The following is a 16,514-nucleotide window of genomic DNA, read 5'->3' as shown; positions in this document are numbered from 1 at the left end:
CCTCCGCGGACTGCCCCGAGCCGCCCCGAGCTCCGTCTCCCATCGTAGGAACGGTGCGGCGCGACGGCGACCGCCGCCCGCTCGCGCCCGCCCGCACCCCGCGCACACGGCCGTGACCGGACCGCGGTCGCGGGGACCTCGGTCCGGTCACGGGGCCGGCGGACGGGGGAGGGGAGGGCGGGGGAGAGGCGGGTGGGGGCTTCAGCCCTTCACGGCGCCCTCGCCGACCCCCTTGAAGAAGAACCGCTGCAGGCAGGCGAACATCACGATCAGGGGGGCGACGGCGATGATGGTGCCGGCCGCGATGACCCGCTGGTTGCTCGCGAAGGTGCCGTGGAGGAAGTTCAGCCCGACGGTGAGGGTGAAGTTGGAGGAGTCGGACAGGACGATCAGCGGCCACAGGAAGTCGTCCCAGGCGCCCATGAAGGCGAAGATGGCGACGACGGCCAGGGTGCCCTTGACGGCCGGCAGCGCGACGCGGGCGAACCGTTGCCACACGTTGGCGCCGTCCACGATCGCCGCCTCCTCGACCTCGTAGGGGATGTTGCGGAACGCGTTGCGCATCAGCAGCACGTTCATCGCGCCGATGCAGCCGGGGAGGACGACGGCCACGAGGGTGTCGTTGATGTCCAGGGACCGCATGGTGGCGAACTGGGCGATCATGATGGCCTCCATCGGCACCAGCAGCGCCAGGACGAAGACGATCGCCGCGCTGCCCCGACCCTTGAAGCGGAGCCGGGCCAGGGCGTACCCGGCCATCGCCGCGCCCAGGATGTTCGTCAGCACGCTGGTGCAGGCGACCTTGAGGGAGTTCAGGATGTAGTCCCAGACCGGGATGATGTCCGCGACGCCCTGGTAGTTGTCGAACGTGGGGTCCTGGGGCAGCAGTTGCGGGGGCGAGGTGAAGATGTCCTCGCTCGCGCCCTTGAGGGAGGTGGACAACTGCCACAGGAAGGGCCCGATCATGACCAGCAGCATCACGACCAGGGCCGCGTAGCGCAGGGGGGTCAGCGCCCGGGACCCGCGACCCCGGGTGCGGTGCTCGCGCTCGGGCGCGCGGCGCGGCCGGGGCCGGGTCTCCTCGCGCACGGGATCGGGGGCGGTGGTGGCCGGCATCAGTCCTTCTCCTTCCGGTCGGCCCGCATGACCAGGAGCATCAGCACCAGGGTCAGGGCGAAGAGCACGATGGACATGGCCGAGGCGTAGCCGGTGCGGCCCTGGAGTCCGGTGCCCACGCGCTGGATCAGCATCACCAGCGTGGTGTCCTCGCCGCCCGGGCCGCCGGTGGGTCCGGCGATCATGTAGACCTCGGAGAAGACCTTGAAGGCGGCCACCGAGGAGAGGGCGCCGACGAGGACCATCGTCGAGCGGACGGAGGGCATGGTGATGGAGACGAAGCGGCGGATCGGCCCGGCGCCGTCGACCTCGGCGGCCTCGTGCAGCTCCCGGGGGACGTTCGCGAGCGCGGCCAGGTAGATGATCATGTAGTAGCCGAGGCCCTTCCACACGGTCAGGGCCATCGCGCTGAGCAGCAGCAGCCACTGGTTCGAGAGGAAGGGGACCGGGTCCACGCCGAACATCCCGAGCACGGCGTTGACGAAGCCCCGGTCGTCGAGCATCCACACCCACATGAGGGCCACGACGACGACGGACGCGACCACGGGCGTGTAGTAGGCGGCGCGGAAGAAGCCGATGCCCGGTATGTGCCGTTGGACGAGCAGGGCGAGCAGCAGCGGCAGCAGCACCATGCACGGCACCACGACGACGACGTACAGCGCGCTGTTGCGCAGGGCGATCCAGAAGCGCTCGTCCTCCAGCAGGGCGGTGAAGTTGTCCAGCCCGACGAACGTGCCCGGGGTCAGGGTGCGGGCGTCGGTGAAGGACTTCCACACCGTGGAGAAGAACGGGTACAGGTTGAAGGCGAGGGTGATCACGAGCGCCGGGGCCAGGAACAGCCACGGGCTCGCGGGGCGGTGGGTCCGCAGGGCCGGGCCCCGGTGCGGGCGTCGGCGCGGGCGCCGTCCGTCGGGGCCGGCGGTGGGGGAGGGGGCCGACGCGGAGCCCGCGTGGGGGGCGGTGGGGGTGGGGGCGGAGGTGGCCATGGGACGCGATCCTCCGGATCAGTGCTGTTCGAGGAGCTTGTCCATCTGGGCGACCGCGCTGTCCAGAGCCTCCTTGGGCGATGCCTTGTCCTGGAAGCACTTGGCGATCTCGTTGCGCAGGATGGTCTTCATCTCGTCGCTGAACAGCACCGGCGTGTAGTTCACCGCCGTCGGCAGCATCTTGGCCGAGGCCACCCGGATCCGGCCCTCCTCGGTGCCGTCCTCCTTCGTCCAGTAGTCCTTCTGAAGCGAACCCTTGGTGGACGGGAAGACCGCGACCTTGTGGCCGAACTCCTCCTGGTTCTTCTGGTTCGTGACGAAGTGCGCGAAGGCCACGGCCGTGGCCGCGTTCTTGCTGCCGGCGTTGACCGCGAGGCCCTGGAGGTACATGTTCTGCTTGCCGGTGTTGGTCGGCACCTCGGTGATCCCGAGGCTGTCGTACAGCGACGGGGCCTCGGACTTGAACTTGTCCAGGTCGTGGGCGCTGCCCGGGTTCATCGCGATTTCCTGCTGGAGGAACTTCGTGCCCGTGGAGTCGTCCTTCAGGGTCAGCGTCTGCTTGTGCAGGCCGCCCTTCTTGTACAGGTCCCGGTACTTGGTGAGGAGTTCGACGCCCTTCTCGCTGTTGAGCGTGAACCGCTTGCCGTCCTTGTCCATCGCCTCGACGCCGTACCGCCCGAAGTCCTCGACGGTCGGCGGCTGGCCCAGGGTCGCCTTTCCGGACTCCGCCAGCTTGTCGGCGGCCGCGAACAGCTCGTCGAAGGTCTTCGGCGGCTTGTTCGCGTCCAGGCCGGCGGCCTCGAACATCTTCTTGTTGTAGAACAGCGGCCCGCTGTTGAGGTACCAGGGGAAGGCGTAGGCGCCGTCCATGCCGGGCATCTCGTAGCCGGCCCAGGCCCCTTCGAGGTACTCGTCCTTGAACTTCGAGGCGGCCTCGTCCTTGTCCAGGTTCAGCAGCACACCGGCCTTGGCCAGGGGGTACGCGAGGTCCGGGGACAGGTTGACCACGTCGGGCAGCGAGCCCGCGGAGGCGTCCGCGCTCAGCTTGTCCGCGTAGTTGTCCGCCGGCTGGTCCACCCAGGTGACCTTGGCCCCCGGGTTCTCCTTCTCGAAGGCGGCGATCAGACCCTCGAAGTGGTCCTTGAACTTCGCTCGGAGGTTCCACGTCTGGAACTTGATCGCGCCGTCGGCCTTGCCCGACGTGGAGGACCCGGCGCCGCCACCACAGGCGGTCAGCGTGGTCAGGGAGAGCGCGGTTCCGATACCGACGACGGTACGGATCGCCACACTGCGATTCACGGACATGAGTGTCTTGCTCCTTCGCCTCGCACACGGCGCCCTCATTCACGGCGCTGCTCGACACCATGCAACAGCCTTTCTCGAAAGGTCAAAGGGGGATAAAGCTGTGGACAAGCCAAAAGTGCAGGTCAGAGCCACTGAACAGGACTAAAGCCCTGAATGTTTGAGGACGACTAATGCGCTTTACCTCCGCGCCGACAGATCCCGCTATTCGGCGGGATTCACGCGCGGAACGGGTCGCCGGCAAGCCGGTCGCATTCCCCGTCGCCGATCGCCCGATCCCGCGATCGCGCGCCCGCGCCGGCCCGAACGGGTGAGGGCCGCTCGGGGCGCCCCGGCCGGGGCCGGGGCGGGGGGCGGGCCGCGGAGCGGGCCCCGGGCGTGCCGGGGGAACGGGCGATCACTAGGCTGGGGCCATGCCGAGAACTTCTCCCCCCACCGCATTCGACGCCCTGCTGTCCGGCAACAAGCGCTTCGTCGCGGGCACGCCGGAACACCCCAACCAGGACGCCTCGCGCCGGCAGGAGCTCGCTCCGGGCCAGGACCCCTTCGCCGTGGTCCTCGGGTGCTCCGACTCGCGGCTCGCCGCCGAGATCATCTTCGACCAGGGCCTCGGGGACCTCTTCGTCGTCCGCACCGCCGGGCACGTCCTCGGCTCGGAGGTGCTGGGGAGCGTCGAGTACGCGACCAGCGTCCTCGGGGCCCGCCTGGTCGTCGTGCTGGGCCACGACTCCTGCGGCGCCGTCGCCGCCGCCCGCGCGGCGGTCGAGGAGGGCTTCTCCCCCCGCGGCTTCGTTCGGGACATAGTGGAGCGGGTCACGCCCAGCGTCCTCGCCGCGCGCAACGCCGGTCTGACGGCCGACAGCGACATCGTGGACGAGCACATCCGGCACACCGTGGACCGGCTGCTGGAGCGCTCCCGGCTGCTGTCGGAGCAGGTCGACAGCGGCCAGATCGCCGTCGTGGGCCTCGGCTACGCGCTCGCCGGGGGAGACGCCCGCGTGGTGACCACCCGCGGCGACATCACCGGGACGGAGTGATCGAACTGCACACGCGACGCCACGACTGCGCCGACCCGGCCGCCCGCGCCACCGGACTCGCGGAGGCGGTCTCCGCCGTCCGACGGGGCGAACTCGTCGTCCTGCCCACGGACACCGTGTACGGGCTGGGGGCGGACGCCTTCGACCCGAAGGCCGTGGCCGGCCTGCTCGCCGCGAAGGGCCGCGGCCGACACAAGCCCTCCCCCGTGCTGGTCGACTCCCCGGACGCCCTGCGCGACCTGGTGGGCGACCTGTCCGGCGAGGCCCGCGCCCTCGTGGACGCCTTCTGGCCGGGCGGTCTCACGCTGGTGCTGCGGCACCGGCCCTCCCTGGGCTGGGACCTGGGCGAGACGGGCGGCACGGTGGCCGTCCGCATGCCCGACCACCCGCTCGCCCTGGAACTGCTGGCCGTCACCGGCCCGTTGGCCGTCTCCAGCGCCAACCTCACCGACCGGCCCTCGCCGCAGGACTGCGACGCGGCGCTGGGGATGCTCGGCGACTCCGTCGCCGTGTACCTCGACGGCGGTCGGACCCCCGGCGGGGTCTCGTCCTCGATCGTCGACCTGAGCGGGCCGGAGCCCGTCCTCGTCCGCGAGGGCGTCCTGTCGGCCGCCCGACTGCGCGAGGTCGTGCCCGCCCTGCGCACCCCCTGACCGGGGCGGCGCCGGTCCCGGAGGGAGGACCCCCCCCGGGCCCGGCGCCGTCGGTCCGGTCAGCCGTGGGTGAAGCGCGCCGGGCGCTTCTCGACGAACGCGGCCATGCCCTCCTTCTGGTCGGCGGTCGCGAACACCGCGTGGAACAGCCGCCGTTCGAAGCGGACCCCCTCGGCGAGGGTGGTCTCGAAGGCCCGGTTCACGGCCTCCTTCGTCATCATCGCGACCGGCTTCGACATCGAGGCGATGGTCCCGGCCACGGCCAGGGCCTCGGTCAACAGGTCCTCGGCCGGGACGATCCGCGACACCAACCCGGCCCGTTCCGCCTCCTGCGCGTCCATCGTGCGACCGGTCAGGCACAGCTCCATGGCCTTGGCCTTGCCGACGGCGCGGGTCAGGCGCTGGGAGCCGCCGATGCCGGGAATCACCCCCAGCCTGATCTCGGGCTGCCCGAACCGCGCCGTGTCGGCGGCCAACAACACGTCGCACAGCATGGCCAGTTCGCAACCGCCGCCCAGCGCGTGACCCGCGACCGCGGCGAGGGTGGGCGTGCGCACCTGCCCCAACCGGTCCCAGGCCGAGAACCAGTCGTCGACGTACATGTCCGGATAGCCGCGCGGGCGCATCTCCTTGATGTCGGCGCCGGCCGCGAAGGCCCGCGCGGAGCCGGTCAGGACCAGGCAGCCGATCCCCGGATCCCGGTCCAGTTCCTCCGCGACCGTCACGACCTCCCGCATCATGCGCAGGTCGAGGGCGTTGAGGGCCTCGGGCCGGTCCAGGGTGAGCACCGCGACGCGGCCCTCGCGCTTCACCCGGATGGTCTCGTACGCGTTCATGCGGTCCTTCCGTTCTCGTCGTGCTCGTGCTCGTGCTCGTGCTCGTGCTCGTGCTCGTGCTCGTCCTCGGGCGCGGGCGCGGGTGGTGCGGGGGTGGGGCGCAGGGTGCGGACGATCGCCGAGAAGTCCAGCCCCGCGCCCTCCCCCTCGGCGAACGCGGCGTACAGCTCCGCCGCCTTGAGCCCCAGCGGCGCCCGGACCCCGCCGGCCCGCAGGGCGTTCGCGGCCAGGCCCAGGTCCTTGGCCATGAGCGGGGCCGCGAACCCGGGGCGGTAGTCGCGGTTGGCGGGACTGCCCGGCACCGGTCCGGGCACGGGACAGTTCACGGTGAGCGCCCAGCACTGCCCGGAGGCCGCGGAGGCCACGTCGTACAGGGCCTGGTGGTCCAGGCCGAGGCTCTCGGCGAGCACGAATGCCTCGCTCACCCCGATCATGGACACGGCGAGGATCATGTTGTTGCAGATCTTCGCCGCCTGCCCGGCCCCCGGCCCGCCGCAGTGCACGGCCTTGCGGCCCATGACGGCCAGGAAGGGTTCGGCGGCCGCGAACTCCGCCGCCCCGCCGCCCGCCATGAACGTCAGCGTGCCGGCCTCGGCGCCCACCACCCCGCCGGATACCGGGGCGTCCAGCGCGCGGTGCCCCGCCGCGAGCACGAGCTCGTGCGCGGCGCGGGCGTCGGCCACGTCGATGGTCGAGCAGTCCACGAACAGGGTCCCGGGCCGGGCCGCAGCGAGCAGCCCCGGCTCCCGGTAGAGGGCCAGCACGTGCCGCCCGGCGGGCAGCATCGTGAGGACCACGTCGGCCCGCGCGACGGCCTCGGCCGCGCCGGCGGCGGGCTCGACCCCGTGCGCCGCAGCGCCCGCGAGCAACTCCGGCACGAGGTCGAAGCCGAGGACCCGGTACCCGGCCCCCACCAGCCGGGCCGCCATCGGCCCGCCCATGTGCCCGAGCCCGATGAACGCCACGGTGCCGCTCACCACACCACCTCCCGATCCGCGGCGGGCGCCGGGAGCCGGAGCCCCACCACGCCCGCCGGAGCGAAGAAACGTTCCACGTCGGCCCGCGTCACGTCCGCCGGCGCGGCCGGGGACCAGCGCGGCGCCCGGTCCTTGTCGATCACCTGGGCGCGGATCCCCTCCACCAGGTCGGGCGAGGACAGGGCCGCGCACGAGACGCGGAACTCCTGCTCCAACACCCGCTCCAAGGGCCCCAGTCGCCGGGCCCGCCGCAGCGAGGCCAGGGTGACCTTGAGGGCCGTGGGCGACTTGCCGCGCAGCGCGTCGGCGGCGGCCCGCGCGGCCGGCGCCCCCGAGGCGGCGAGCCGCGCGAGCACCTCCTCGACGTCGTCGGCCGCGTAACAGGCGTCGATCCACTCCCGGGCCCCCGCGAGCACCCCGTCGGGCGGCTCGGCCACGTGCCGCGCCAACACCTCGCGCACCGGGTGCCGCGCCAGCTCCCGGGAGAGCGCGGGCAGCGCGGCGGCGGGCACGAAATGGTCGGCGAGCCCGCACAACAGCGCGTCGGCCGCGCCCACGGGCACCCCCGTCAACGCCAGATGCGTGCCCGACTCCCCGGGGGCCAGCGCGAGCAGGTACGTCCCGCCCACGTCCGGCACGAAACCGATGCCGGTCTCCGGCATCGCGACCCGCGAACGCTCGGTGACGATCCGGACGCTGCCGTGGGCCGAGACCCCGACCCCACCGCCCATGACGATCCCGTCCATGAGCGCCACGTACGGCTTGGGATATCGGGCGATCAGGGCGTTGAGCCGGTACTCGTCGCGCCAGAACCCCACCGAGGCGGTCCCGCCGGCGCGCGCGTCCTCGTGGATCGCGCGGATGTCGCCACCGGCGCACAGCCCGCGCTCCCCGGCGCCCGCGAGGACGACGGTCTCCACGGCCGGGTCCTCGGCCCAGGCCGTCAGCGCGTCCGTGATCCTCAGGACCATGGAGTGGGTCAGGGCGTTCAGGGCGCGGGGACGGTTGAGGGTGAGGTACCCCGCCCGCCCCTCGGTCCGCACCAGCACGCTCTCGTCGTGGCCGCTCATCGCAGGTTCTCCGTCAGTCCGCGCGCCACGATCACCCGCATCACCTCGTTGGTGCCCTCCAGGATCCGGTGCACCCGCAGGTCGCGGACGATCTTCTCGATGCCGTACTCGCCCAGGTAGCCGTAGCCCCCGTGCAGTTGCAGGGCCGCGTCGGCCACCGCGAAACCCGTGTCCGTCGCGAAGCGCTTGGCCATCGCGCACAGCCCCGGCGCGCCCCGGTCGCCCGCGTCCAGGGCCTCGGCGGCCTCCCGGACCAGGGCGCGGGCCGCCGTCAGCTCGGTGGCCATGTCGGCGAGCCGGAACCGCAGCGCGGGCTCGTCCAGCAGCCGGCCGCCGAACGCCTCGCGATCGGCGAGGTGGGTCAGCGCGCGGTTCAACGCGTCCCGAGCCCCGCCCAGGGAGCACGCGGCGATGCCGAGCCGGCCGCCGTTGAGCCCGTTCATCGCGATCCGGAAGCCCTCGCCCTCCGCGCCCAACCGGCGCTCGACGGGCACCCGCACGCCGTCGAGGACCACCTGTCGGGTCGGCTGGGCGTTCCACCCCATCTTCACCTCGTTCGGCCCGAAGGAGAGCCCCGGGTCCCCGCGTTCGACGAGGAACGCGGAGATCCCGCCCGGCCCCGGCTCCCCGGTCCGGGCCATCACCAGGTACAGGCCGGCCGCGCCGGCGCCCGAGACGAACTGTTTGACGCCGGTGAGCACGTAGTGGTCCCCGTGCCGCTCCGCGCGGGTGCGCAGCGCGGCGGCGTCCGAACCCGCGCCGGGTTCGGTGAGGCAGTAGCTGCCGAGGGTCTCGCCGGAGCAGAGCGCGGGCAGCAGGCGGGCGCGTTGGGCTTCGTCGCCGTAGTGGTCGACCATCCAGGCGACCATGTTGTGGATGGAGAGGTAGCCGGCGATGGAGGGGCAGCCCGTGGCGAGGGTCTCGAAGACGAGCACGCCGTCGGCGCGGGACAGGCCGGAGCCGCCGTGCTCCTCGCGGACGTACACCCCGGCGAGGCCGAGGTCGGCGGCGCGGCGGATCACGTCGACGGGGAAGTGCTTGTCGCGGTCCCAGGCCACGGCGTGCGGGGCGAGTTGTTCCTGAGCGAAGTCGAGGGTCACCTCGGCGAGCGCGAGCTGGTCCTGCGTCATGGTGGTCACGGCGCTCATCCCATCGTCGGGATCGTGAAGTTCGCGCCCTCCTTGACCCCGGAGGGCCAGCGCGAGGTGACGGTCTTGGTGCGGGTGAGGAAGCGGATCGAGTCCGGGCCGTGCTGGTTCAGGTCGCCGAAACCGGACCTCTTCCAGCCGCCGAAGGTGTGGTAGGCGACGGGCACCGGGATCGGCACGTTGACGCCGACCATGCCGGTCTCGACGCGACGGGTGAACTCGCGGGCGGTGTCCCCGTCCCGGGTGAAGATCGCGACCCCGTTGCCGAAGGGGTGCTCGCTCGGCAGCCGCACCGCCTCCTCGAAGTCGGCGGCCCGCGCCACGCACAGCACCGGCCCGAAGATCTCCTCGCGGTAGATGCGCATCGCGGGGGTGACCCGGTCGAAGAGGGTGGCGCCGGCGAAGAACCCGTTCTCGTGCCCCGGCAGGGTGAACCCGCGCCCGTCCACGACGAGTTCGGCCCCCTCGTTCGCGCCGATGTCCACATAACGCCGCACCCGGTCGAGGGCGTCCCGACTCACCAGCGGCCCGAAGTCCGCTTCGGGATCGTCGGAGCGGCCGATCCGCAGCCGGCCGACGCGTTCCTTCAACGCGGCGACCAGCCGGTCCGCGGTCTCCTCGCCCACCGGCACGGCCACCGAGATCGCCATGCAGCGTTCACCGGCCGATCCGTAACCCGCGCCGATCAGCGCGTCGGCGGCCTGGTCGAGATCGGCGTCGGGCATCACGACCATGTGGTTCTTGGCGCCGCCGAAACACTGCGCGCGCTTGCCCCGCGCCGCCGCCTCGGCGTACAGGCGCGCGGCCACCGGGGTGGAGCCGACGAAGCCCAGGGCCCGCACCCGCGGATCCTCCACGAGGGTGTCGACGGCCTCCTTGCCGCCGTTGACGACGTTGAGGACCCCCGGCGGCAGCCCGGCCTCCAGGAACAGCTCCGCGAGCCGCAGCGGCACCGACGGATCCCGTTCGGAGGGCTTGAGCACGAAGGCGTTGCCGCAGGCCAGCGCGGGTGCGAGCTGCCACAGGGGGATCATGGCGGGGAAGTTGAACGGGGTGACGCCGGCGACCACGCCCAGCGGGGCGCGCAGCGAGTGCACGTCGATGCCGGTGCCCGCGTTGTCGGTGAACTCGCCCTTGAGCAGGTGCGGGATGCCGGCGGCGAACTCCACGACCTCCAGGCCGCGTTGCAGGTCACCGTGGGCGTCGGCGACCGTCTTGCCGTGCTCGGAGGAGAGCAGTCGCGCCAGCGACTCCCGCTCCCCTTCGACGAGTTGGAGGAAGCGCAGCAGCACGCGGGCGCGACGCTGGGGGTTCCACTGCCCCCAGTCGGCCTGCTCCCGCGCCGCGTCGGCGATCGCCGCCTCGGTGTCGGCGCGGCCGGCCAGGGGGACCCGTGCCTGGACGGCGCCGGTGTTCGGATCGTGCACGTCGGCGAAGAGCCCGGAGGTGCCGGGGGTGTGCTTCCCGCCGATGAAATGGGTGAGTTCTCGGACCATGGGTGCCTGCTCTCGTCAGGTCGGATCCGGGGATGGCACGGCGCGCCGACGGACCGCGCCGGGTGCGGCGCGGGCCGGTGGGGCCGCGTGACTACGAGCGCGCGAACGGGGTCGCGCGCTCCGCCGGATCACCAGGGTCGTGGGTACGGACCGGTGCCATGCGTGTCTGCTCCATCCTCGTGGACAACACGGAACGTTCCGCGGCCGGTATCCTGACTCCCGGATCCCCGTGCGCCGCCCGCCTTCCCGACGGATCCCGTCAGTGGCGTGTGGACGGCGACGCACTCCCCGGTCACAGTGGCGGGACCGTGCCGGATTCACACCGACTTCCCTGCACCGCGGACCTTGTGCCACGAACATATAGTCGGACGTCCTAGTAAGTCCAGACCCCCCGCCCCCGAGCCCCATCACACCTGCCCGGGGCGGGCGTTCAGTCCGCGGTGTCCTTGCCGACGCCGATCAGGGCCGGGTAGTACTCCTGGACGGACCGACCGGGTTCGGTCTCGGCGTACACGTTGATCGGGGACCCGCGCATCAGGGTCAGGGTGGCCGGATCCCGGCGGCTGCCCTCGACGACCCCGGTGTCCTCGTCGCGCGGGCGCCCCCGCTGCCAGTCCTCCCACGCGTCCCAGAAGGTCTCGGAGGCCCGCCGCTGCTTCTCCGACCGGTAGGGGCACACGTCGTTGGCGGCCCACGCGTAGGACCGCCGCCCGTCCTGGCTCCCGGCCTCCGCGTGCTGCGACACGGCGCTCTGACGCAGTCCCGTCGAGGTCATCCACTGGTGCACGGTCGGGTCCTCGGGGCGGACGTCCGCGAGGGGCGTGCCGAGGGTGACCGTGAACCGCCGGCGGTCGTCGTTGCGGTCCACCTCGAAGGAGGGCCGGAAACCCTCGTCGCACGAGGTCACGCTGTACACCACCGTGCTGCCGCCGGGGTCGGTGATCACCTCGACCCGGTACTCCTCGCGCGGCCGGAACACGTGCCGGGTCAGCTTCGCCTGCTCCGCCTCGTCGAGGCCCGGCACCACGGAGACGAACGGCTCGCGGTAGGCGGCGGGACCGAATGCCTTGGTGAACCGCTCCAGGGTGTGCCCGCCCCGCAAGGACCTCAGCTTCGCGTACTCCGGGGGCCGCCAGTCCGCCGTGTTCCGCCACAGCACGCCGTAGGCGGTGGCCAGGGTGCTGACGGCCGTGATCAGGTTCGCCAGGAACAGCAGGGTGACCACCGGGCCGTTGCGCTTCGCGAGTGCCTGCACCCGCCCGGCCAGACCTCGGGTGGGCTCCTCCTCGTGCGTCATGAGGCGAGCCTGGCCCCGCGCCGACCCGACGGCACCCCAGGGCACCCATGTGGGCGGGGGTCGGGACGGCCGTGTGTTCACCTGGTCGGGGGGATGCTCAGTACGGGGCAGACGGCGTGGGTCAGGCAGTGGCGGGCCACCGAGGGGCGCAGGAGGCGGTGGAGTGGGTTTCGTTGGCCGGCGCCGAGCACGATCAGATCCTCGGGATCGTTCGCCGAGGCCACGAGGGCGGCCCCCGGTGTGGCCCGCACCGCGAGGCCCACGACGGCGGGTCCGAGGGGTTCGGAGCCGAGGGGTTCGGGACCGAAGACCTCGTCCAGGAGATGCCGCAACCGGGCCGTCGAGGCCTCGTGGCACTGCTGCGGGACCCGCGCGTCGCCGCCGGCGCGGCCGCCGAGGCCGCCGCCCGGGGCCTGCCAGGCCAGGACCACCCGCAGTTCCGCCGCCCCGCGCGCCCGCGCCTCGGCCAGGGCCCGCCGCAGCGTGGACACACTGCCCGCGGACCCGCTCACACCGACCACCACCGCGCGCACGACCACGCCCCCAATTCCGGATCTCGTTCACTCGTTCGGGTCAATGAAAGAGGCGCCCGCGCCGATCGCGGGGGCCGTTGACGCCGCCCTGACGCGCCCGACGGGATCCGTGACGGGTCCCTGACGGGCGGCCCCCGGGCGCGTCAGCGCGCCGTATGGAGTGGCGGGCCCGTCGTCAAGATCCCGTCAGGGGCCGACCGCGGGCGTTCGAGGACGGGGATAGCTTCGGTGTCACGCCCCGGACCGCCTCCCCGCGTCCCGGGGCGCCACCTGTCACCCGTGGTTCCCCGGGAGGGCCCCATGTGCTTGTTCCAGTACGACGACGATCCGGAACCCGAGGAACGGGTCCCGGCCGGACCCCTCTACGTGCCGGTCCGGTCGGGATCGGCGCCGGTGGTGGTGCGCCTGTTCCGCACCCCGCTCGGCGCCCGCACCGCCGTGGGCTTCACCACGCCGGAGCTGCTGGCCGCCACCCTCGGCGCCGGGCAGCCGTCGATCAGGCTCTCCGCCTCCGCGCTCCGCGCGATGACCGCGCCGCTCGGCGCCGCCCTGCTGACCGTGGACCCGACCCTCACGGCCCCCGCCGCCCGCCCCGCGCCGACCGCCGGGCCCGCGCCCGTCCGCCCGCCGCAGGCGCCCGCGCCCGCCGCCCGCACCCTGTGAGAGGGGGAGAACGCGCCATGACCATCGCCCTCGCCCCCGACCTGCTGTCCCCGGCCGACGACCTGTCCGTCTGGCCCGCGTCCACCACCCGGCTCCCGCACGGCGACCTCGCCGTCGGCGGGGTGTCGCTGACGGAACTGGCCGAACGCTTCGACACCCCCGCCTACGTCCTGGACGAGGGCGAGATCCGGGGCCGCTGCCGCACCTACCGCGACGCCTTCCCCGAGGCCGACGTGTTCTACGCCGCCAAGGCATTCCTCTCCCGCGCCGTCGTGCGCTGGGTGCGCGAGGAGGGGCTGGGCCTGGACGTGTGCTCGGCCGGGGAACTGGAACTGGCCGTGACCGCCGGGTTCCCGCCCGAACGGATCCTGCTGCACGGCAACGCCAAGTCCCCCCGGGACATCGCCACGGCGCTGCGGCTCGGGGTGGGACGGATCGTCATCGACAGCCCGTCCGAGATCGCCCGCATCGCCGCCGCCGTCGGCACCGACGGACACCAGAAGGTGATGGTGCGCGTGGTCCCCGGCGTGTCCGCCGGTGGCCACGACAAGATCCGCACGGGCACCGAGGACCAGAAGTTCGGCCTGTCACCCGCCGACGGCTCCGCGCAGCGCGCCGTCGCCGCGATCCTGCGCCAACCCCAACTCGAACTCACCGGCCTGCACTGCCACATCGGCTCGCAGATCACCACCGTCGACCCCTACCTGACGGCCGTGCGCCGCATGGTCGCGCTGATGGACCGGATCCGCGCGGAACACGCCGTGACCCTGCCCGAACTCGACATGGGCGGCGGACACGGCATCGCCTACCGGCCCGGTGAGCGGGCCCTCGACCTCACCGACCTCGCCCGCCGGCTGCGCGCCGAACTGGCCACGAGCTGCGCGGCCGCCCACCTGCCCGTGCCCCGCCTGGCGATCGAACCGGGCCGCGCCGTGTCCGGACCCGCCGGCGTCGCCCTGTACCGGGTGCTCGCCGTCAAGCGCACGGGACGCACGGTCTTCGTCGCCGTGGACGGCGGCATGAGCGACAACCCGCGCCCCGCCCTGTACGGGGCCCGCTACGCGCCCCGGCTCCTGGGCCGGCACGCCGAGGGCCCGCCCTGCCGGGCCACGGTGGTGGGCCGGCACTGCGAGGCCGGCGACGTGCTCGCCGCCGACGTGGAACTGCCGGCCGACGTCCGGCCCGGCGATCTGCTGGCCGTGCCGGTGGCGGGCGCCTACCACCAGTCGATGGCCTCCGGCTACAACATGGTCGGCCGTCCCCCGGTCGTCGCCGTCCACGAGGGCGCGGCCCGCGTCCTGCTCCGCCGCGAGACCCTGGAGGACTTCCGCGCCCGCGACGTGGGCGCCTGACCGCCGCCGGGCCGGGGCGGGCCGGGGCCGGTCAGCCGGCGTGTACGTGGGGGCGGCGGGCGCGGTCGGGTTCGGCCCGGCGGACCACCTCGCGGGTGACGGGGGCGACCTCGCCCTGTCCGAAGAGGAAGAAGCGCAGGAAATTGGCCATCGGATCGCCCTCGGTCCACTCGAAGTAGATGTGCGGGCGCTGCCCGGTCTCGTCCCGGATGTGCAGCAGGAGGGCGGCGAGGGCGTTGGGGATGCCGGCGCTCTCCAAGGTCAGCACCCGGTAGCGGCCGTGCAGGACCTCGCCGCGCACCCGCATCCCGGATTCGAATTCGGAGGCGTCGAGGACGGTGACCTCGACGAACATCACGTCGTCGCCGGGCGGGACGTCGTTGTCGGCGCGGATCTGCGCGGCCTTCTCCCGGTACTCGCCCTCGTCGCGGTTGTCGGGTTCGTTGGCGATGAGGCGGATGGTGCGATGGGCGGTGTCGCGGATGAACCGCCGCGCCAGGTCGTCCAGCTCGATGTCGGTGACCCGGAGCTCGAAGACGCGGGCGAGCCGGGAGAGCAGCGAGAGGGCCATGATGCCGCCGATGAAGCAGGCGCCGATCTTCACGCCGTCCGGGCGTTCGGCGACGTTGACGGCGGTGGTGTAGACGAACACGGCGGAGATGATCCCGAAGGCGATCGTCCAGCCGCGTTCGCCGGCCCTGCGCGCGGCGATGGTCACGGCGACGGCCGCCGAGGTGATCAGGACGAGGACACCGGTGGCGTAGGCGCCGCCCTGCGCGTCCACGTCGGCGTCGAAGATCCAGGTGACGAGGAACGCGACCAGGGTGAAGACGATCACCATGGGGCGCAGGGCCCGGGCCCAGCGCGGGGCCATGCCGTAGCGGGGCAGGTAGCGCGGCATCAGGTTGAGCAGCCCGGCCATGGCGGAGGAGCCGGCGAACCACAGGATCAGGATGGTCGAGACGTCGTAGACCGAGCCGAAGGCGGAGCCCAGGTGTTCGTGCGCCAGGTAGGCGAGGGCGCGGCCGTTCGCGGAGCCGCCCGGCTGGAACTGGTCGGCGGGGATCAGCATGGTCGTGATGAAGCTGGAGCAGATCAGGAAGACGCTCATGATGATCGCCGCGGTCGTCAGCAGCCGTTGGGTGCCCCGGATCCGGCCGGCGGGGTCCTCGGGGGTGTCCTCCGGGTCGCCCTTGACGTGCGGCATGACGGCGACGCCGGTCTCGAAGCCGGACAGGCCGAGGGCGAGTTTGGGGAACACGACGAGCGCGATGGCGATCATCATGAACGGGTTGCCGTGCTGGGCGGTCAGGGCCTGCGACCAGTCGGCGACCACGTGCGGTTCGGTGACCACCTGCCACAGGCCCACCGCGACCACGATGACGTTCAGCCCCAAATATGTGGCGACCAGGGCCACGGCCAGGCCGATGGCCTCGCCGAAGCCCTTGAGGAACACGGCGCCCAGCAGGGCGATCATGATCAGGGTGATCGGCACCTCGTGCCCGTGCAGCAGGCTGGTGAGGTGGGGGTTCTCGACCAGGTGGGCGGTGGCGTCGGCGGCCGAGAGGGTGATGGTGATGAGGAAGTCCGTCGCGGCGAACCCGAGCAGGGTCAGGACGAACAGCTTGCCCTTCCAGAACGTCAGCAGCCGTTCCAGCATGGCGATGGAGCCCTCGCCGTGCGGGCTCTCCCGCGCCACCCGCCGGTAGACGGGCAGCGCGCCGAAGAGGGTGAGGAGCACGAGCACGATCGTGGCCAGGGGCGAGAGCAGGCCGGCCGCCAGTGCGGCGATGCCGGGCTGGTAGCCGAGGGTGGAGAAGTAGTCGAGACCGGTCAGGCACATGACGCGCCACCAGGGCCGGCCGTGCGGCTGGGCCGCCGTTGCCTTGGCGGCGGGTGAGGCGTCCTGCGCGGTCAGACCTTCCAGCAGCCACGCGCGCAGGCGTGTCGTGCGGGCAGGGGTGGCCATGGTGGTGCTCCCGTCGGGCGGTGATATCCGGCCATCGGCGTCGCCGGCCGGGCAAGCGTACGCACGCTGATCACTTCTG

General features: G+C 72.7%; 15 protein-coding genes and 1 riboswitch. Of the genes, 4 read left to right on the top strand and 11 right to left on the bottom strand.

Translation table 11 applies throughout. The features are described 5' to 3' along the window. Positions 1–201: 201 nt before the first annotated feature. From ACN20G_RS29345 to ACN20G_RS29335, 3 genes are read right to left on the bottom strand one after another with little or no spacing between them, the layout of a single operon-like run. The gene (locus ACN20G_RS29345; protein ID WP_424216252.1) at positions 202–1,116 is read right to left on the bottom strand and encodes a carbohydrate ABC transporter permease; all 915 of its coding nucleotides are present in this window, start codon (positions 1,114–1,116) and stop codon (positions 202–204) included. Continuing rightward, complete coding sequence (locus tag ACN20G_RS29340; protein WP_424216251.1) at positions 1,116–2,102, bottom strand: carbohydrate ABC transporter permease; 987 nt, start codon at positions 2,100–2,102, stop codon at positions 1,116–1,118. The genes ACN20G_RS29345 and ACN20G_RS29340 overlap by 1 nt, the downstream gene beginning before the upstream one ends. Positions 2,103–2,120: 18 nt before the next feature. After that, positions 2,121–3,407, bottom strand: a complete 1,287-nt coding sequence (locus ACN20G_RS29335) for an ABC transporter substrate-binding protein (protein WP_424216250.1) — start codon at positions 3,405–3,407, stop codon at positions 2,121–2,123. Between the two features lie 410 nt (positions 3,408–3,817). Between ACN20G_RS29335 and ACN20G_RS29330 the strand changes: the two genes are divergently transcribed. After that, on the top strand, positions 3,818–4,441 hold the full coding sequence (locus tag ACN20G_RS29330) for a carbonic anhydrase (RefSeq protein WP_424216249.1): 624 nt from the start codon (positions 3,818–3,820) through the stop codon (positions 4,439–4,441). 5 nt (positions 4,442–4,446) lie between these two features. After that, positions 4,447–5,094, top strand: a complete 648-nt coding sequence (locus ACN20G_RS29325) for an L-threonylcarbamoyladenylate synthase (RefSeq protein ID WP_424217385.1) — start codon at positions 4,447–4,449, stop codon at positions 5,092–5,094. A gap of 59 nt (positions 5,095–5,153) precedes the next feature. On the opposite strand, the gene ACN20G_RS29320 is transcribed toward ACN20G_RS29325, so the two are convergent. The 7 genes from ACN20G_RS29320 to ACN20G_RS29290 form a co-directional block, all read right to left on the bottom strand. Continuing rightward, positions 5,154–5,930, bottom strand: a complete 777-nt coding sequence (locus ACN20G_RS29320; protein ID WP_424216248.1) for an enoyl-CoA hydratase — start codon at positions 5,928–5,930, stop codon at positions 5,154–5,156. After that, on the bottom strand, positions 5,927–6,907 hold the full coding sequence (gene mmsB / locus ACN20G_RS29315; RefSeq protein WP_424216247.1) for a 3-hydroxyisobutyrate dehydrogenase: 981 nt from the start codon (positions 6,905–6,907) through the stop codon (positions 5,927–5,929). Before mmsB ends, ACN20G_RS29320 begins: the two co-directional genes overlap by 4 nt. Continuing rightward, positions 6,904–7,977, bottom strand: coding sequence for an enoyl-CoA hydratase/isomerase family protein (locus tag ACN20G_RS29310; RefSeq protein WP_424216246.1), 1,074 nt, complete (start codon positions 7,975–7,977; stop codon positions 6,904–6,906). Before ACN20G_RS29310 ends, mmsB begins: the two co-directional genes overlap by 4 nt. Beyond that, entirely contained in the window at positions 7,974–9,125 is a 1,152-nt protein-coding gene (locus tag ACN20G_RS29305; RefSeq protein WP_424216245.1) for an acyl-CoA dehydrogenase family protein, read from the bottom strand. The genes ACN20G_RS29310 and ACN20G_RS29305 overlap by 4 nt, the downstream gene beginning before the upstream one ends. Further along, complete coding sequence (locus ACN20G_RS29300) at positions 9,122–10,621, bottom strand: CoA-acylating methylmalonate-semialdehyde dehydrogenase (RefSeq protein WP_424216244.1); 1,500 nt, start codon at positions 10,619–10,621, stop codon at positions 9,122–9,124. The genes ACN20G_RS29305 and ACN20G_RS29300 overlap by 4 nt, the downstream gene beginning before the upstream one ends. Positions 10,622–10,806: 185 nt before the next feature. Further along, positions 10,807–10,977, bottom strand: a riboswitch (cobalamin riboswitch). A 74-nt stretch (positions 10,978–11,051) separates the two neighbouring features. Further along, complete coding sequence (locus ACN20G_RS29295) at positions 11,052–11,918, bottom strand: hypothetical protein (protein ID WP_424216243.1); 867 nt, start codon at positions 11,916–11,918, stop codon at positions 11,052–11,054. Between the two features lie 77 nt (positions 11,919–11,995). Beyond that, entirely contained in the window at positions 11,996–12,439 is a 444-nt protein-coding gene (locus tag ACN20G_RS29290; RefSeq protein WP_424217384.1) for a universal stress protein, read from the bottom strand. A 312-nt stretch (positions 12,440–12,751) separates the two neighbouring features. Between ACN20G_RS29290 and ACN20G_RS29285 the strand changes: the two genes are divergently transcribed. Then, entirely contained in the window at positions 12,752–13,114 is a 363-nt protein-coding gene (locus tag ACN20G_RS29285) for an SAV_915 family protein (protein WP_424216242.1), read from the top strand. Between the two features lie 17 nt (positions 13,115–13,131). Then, on the top strand, positions 13,132–14,466 hold the full coding sequence (lysA, locus tag ACN20G_RS29280) for a diaminopimelate decarboxylase (protein ID WP_424216241.1): 1,335 nt from the start codon (positions 13,132–13,134) through the stop codon (positions 14,464–14,466). Positions 14,467–14,497: 31 nt separating this feature from the next. On the opposite strand, the gene ACN20G_RS29275 is transcribed toward lysA, so the two are convergent. Next, positions 14,498–16,435 carry an amino acid transporter gene (locus tag ACN20G_RS29275; protein ID WP_424216240.1) on the bottom strand — a complete coding sequence of 646 codons (1,938 nt, stop codon included), beginning with the start codon at positions 16,433–16,435 and terminating at the stop codon, positions 14,498–14,500. Between the last annotated feature and the right edge of the window lie 79 nt (positions 16,436–16,514).

Origin of the sequence: Streptomyces dryopteridis (genome assembly GCF_049606955.1) — a bacterium.
Classification (GTDB): domain Bacteria; phylum Actinomycetota; class Actinomycetes; order Streptomycetales; family Streptomycetaceae; genus Streptomyces.
This window is presented reverse-complemented; position numbering and strand designations above follow the sequence as displayed.